Source organism: Marinobacter sp. UBA2498 (assembly GCF_002341575.1).
Classification (GTDB): Bacteria; Pseudomonadota; Gammaproteobacteria; order Pseudomonadales; family Oleiphilaceae; genus Marinobacter; species Marinobacter manganoxydans.
Genome location: NZ_DDOI01000054.1, coordinates 1 through 262, shown reverse-complemented (window position 1 = coordinate 262; position 262 = coordinate 1). Strand labels below are relative to the sequence as shown.

Sequence of the window (262 nt, the reverse complement as noted above, 5' to 3'; positions counted from 1 at the left end):
CTGTATTTCAGCGCCGCAAGTCTTTGGGAAGTGGTTATCAAGAATGGGCTGGGCCGACCGGATTTTCACGTTGATCCGCATCTACTGAGGCGTGGCCTTATGGATAACGGCTACCTGGAATTGCCGATATCGTCGCAGCACGCACTTGCCGTAAGCCACCTTCCGGACATACACAAGGATCCTTTCGACCGGATTCTGGTCGCCCAGGCAGAGACAGAAGGTTTCTTGCTACTTACCTCCGATGAGCTGGTTGCACGCTATC

At 53.8% G+C, this 262-nt stretch carries 1 protein-coding gene; it reads left to right on the top strand.

Translation table 11 applies throughout. The annotated features are described in order from the left end of the window. Positions 1-262: type II toxin-antitoxin system VapC family toxin (locus B2W52_RS06470; protein WP_286802024.1), on the top strand; the 262-nt coding region annotated here is incomplete at its 3' end.